Origin of the sequence: Fusobacterium sp. (genome assembly GCF_019012925.1) — a bacterium.
Classification (GTDB): Bacteria; Fusobacteriota; Fusobacteriia; order Fusobacteriales; family Fusobacteriaceae; genus Fusobacterium_A.
On the sequence record NZ_JAGIRL010000010.1, the window covers coordinates 1 to 2,615 of the forward strand.

Below are 2,615 nucleotides of genomic sequence, written 5' to 3' on the forward strand. Positions count from 1 at the left end.
AAAAGTTTTATTTTTAACAGCTGTTCTTAATAATTTTATTAATTGATAATCTTTCTCATAAATTACACCTGCAAAAGCAAAAACTCCATTTTTATAATCAAAATGTTTTGCTTTTATTTGTTCTCCAGTAAAAAGAATATCATCAGTCATATCTAATTCTTGAATTAAAAGTCTAAACATAAAATTAGTATTAATAGTTTGTTCTCTTAATTTTGAGAATTGGAATAAACTATCAAAAGAATCAATTCCATAAACTCCACTTGAAAATACATAATCATTTAACATATATTTTCTCCCTACTTCAATAGTTTTTTTAATACATATATATCTATATTTCAATGATATATATAATTTCTTAACAATAGTATATACACTAAACTTATAGTAGTATTCTAGGTATTTTTTTAATATAGCAACTAATTTAACTTAGTAAAAACCTCTCTTTATAAATATTCTTAATACTATTAAACTCATATTTTTCCATTTAATTTGCAGACAACTATACTGCAATATCTTCTCTTTTCTATATCTTCTACATATTCTGAAAATACAATGAGGTTTTCCAACATTCATCCCTTTAGTATTTTAAAAATTTCTAGTAGTTTTCAGGAAACATAATTCTTTCTACACCCTCTATAATTATATGTAGTATCATCATATGTATCTCCTGTACTCTATCAGATGTTTTCCCTGGAATTACAAACTCATAGTCACACATTCCCTTAAGTTTTCCTCCATCTTTTCCAAGTAGAACACAAGTTTTCATTCCCATTTTTTTAGCGACTTCAACTGCTTTTATCACATTTGGTGAATTTCCACTAGTAGAGATACCAAAAAACATATCCCCCTCTTTTCCATAAGCTTCTACACCTCTAGAAAAGATATGATCAAATCCATAGTCATTTCCCACACATGTGATGTGTGAAGAATCTGAAATAGCTATTGCTGGTAATGCTCTTCTATCTCCTCTAAATCTACCTGTAAACTCCTCTGCAAAATGTAAAGCATCACAGTTACTTCCACCATTTCCACAGATCAATACTTTATTCCCTTTCTGAAAAACATCAGCTAATTCCTTAGCCACTTTTTCAGTCTCTCTTCTCTCCTCTTCCTCTTTTATAAAATTTTCTAATAGAGAAAGTTCAGTTTTATATGATTCTAACAAGTTCATAAAAACCTCCTAATACTGAATTTTATAGTCTTGTATAAAATTAATAAACTTAATTATTTGTATCAAGCTCTTCTTATCCTTAGTGATAACTGCCTGATATCCATCTTTTACATCATTAACTTTGTATATTACTTTAAATTCACCTTTTTCTATCTCTTTATGTACTGAATAATAAGGTAATATTACATTTCCAATCTCTTCTCTTACCATTCCCTTGATAACTTCAAGACTTCCATTTATATTTATTTTTGAGTTAAAAGTAATTCTATATTTATCCTCAATAGCTGCTATTGCTTCATTATTGTTAGGTATGTTTCTTCTTGTTATAAGAGGATCTTTTGCTACACTTTCCATACTGTGATACTCTTTTGTACTGACTAAAACATATGGCATTCTTTCAATAGTTATAACCTCTAAATTTGGATCATTGATATGCTCCTCATCTATAATAAGTATATCTAAATCTCCCTCTTTTAAAAGTTTCAACAACCAGTTTTTATCTCCAATTGTTATCTCATACTCAATCTCTTCATGTGCTTTTGAAAAGCCCTTCATCAATCTTGGAATAAGGGGTTCACCTATCACTGAAGTTGCTCCAATAGATATTTTTGCTCTATCCAAATCTATAATTCTAGATATCTCTTTTTCAGCTCTTTTTACCTTTTCGAAAATATCCTCAGCCATCTTATATAGAGCTTCACCTGTATAAGTTAATTTTATTTTTTTCGAGCTTCTATCAAATAACTTTGCATTCAATATCTCTTCAAATTTTTTAACTTGAATAGAAACAGCTGATTGATTTATGTAAAGTTTACTTGCAGCTTTTGTAAAACTTTTCTCCTTAGCCACCTCATAAAATATTTTTAAGTAATGTAAATCCAAGCCCACCAACTCCCTAAAATTATATATACAATCAATATGATCATATGTTTATTTTATCATAAAATCTCTTTAAAGTATAATGTTTTATTAAATTTTTATATTTTATTTTACAGTTGCTATAAATTTATTATATCATTTCAAAATGTTTTAAAGCCTTATAAACTCCATCTTCATCTACACTACTTGTAACATAGTCAGCTATCTCTTTTACATTATTCCCCTCACTAAGTATTGAAGGGTGTCTTCCTGTTGCTACAAATACTTTTATTCCTTTTGCTTGTAACTCTTTTATTGAGTTCAAAGTACTTTCAGGGACTCTATGTGTTTCAAAACTTACCAATGTTCCATCTATATCAAAAAATACTGCTTTTATCATAAATTCACTCCTAACTAGTGAACCTCTCCCACTTAAAATTATTTCGTAATTTTTGAAGTGGGAGCTTCTTCTTGGGAAATAGTTGCTTTTGTTAGCCAACTATATTTACCAAGCTATCCCCGTAGTTCCTACGGTTCTTTTTATTTTTAGACAACTTGTCTTATTCTTAGTCCTTCAGCTAGTATA

Annotated in this window: 4 protein-coding genes; all 4 read right to left on the reverse strand. The window is 28.5% G+C overall.

Features of this window, described 5'->3' with window-relative positions; translation table 11 throughout:
• Window positions 1-285: hypothetical protein (locus tag QZ286_RS01695; protein ID WP_291255246.1), on the reverse strand; the 285-nt coding region annotated here is incomplete at its 3' end.
• A gap of 310 nt (window positions 286-595) precedes the next feature.
• Window positions 596-1,171 carry a D-sedoheptulose 7-phosphate isomerase gene (gene gmhA / locus QZ286_RS01700; RefSeq protein WP_291255247.1) on the reverse strand — a complete coding sequence of 192 codons (576 nt, stop codon included), beginning with the start codon at window positions 1,169-1,171 and terminating at the stop codon, window positions 596-598.
• A 9-nt stretch (window positions 1,172-1,180) separates the two neighbouring features.
• Window positions 1,181-2,053: a LysR family transcriptional regulator gene (locus QZ286_RS01705; RefSeq protein ID WP_291255248.1), complete on the reverse strand. Its 873-nt coding sequence runs from the start codon at window positions 2,051-2,053 to the stop codon at window positions 1,181-1,183.
• A gap of 127 nt (window positions 2,054-2,180) precedes the next feature.
• Window positions 2,181-2,429, reverse strand: coding sequence for an HAD hydrolase family protein (locus QZ286_RS01710; RefSeq protein ID WP_291255249.1), 249 nt, complete (start codon window positions 2,427-2,429; stop codon window positions 2,181-2,183).
• Window positions 2,430-2,615 lie beyond the last annotated feature (186 nt).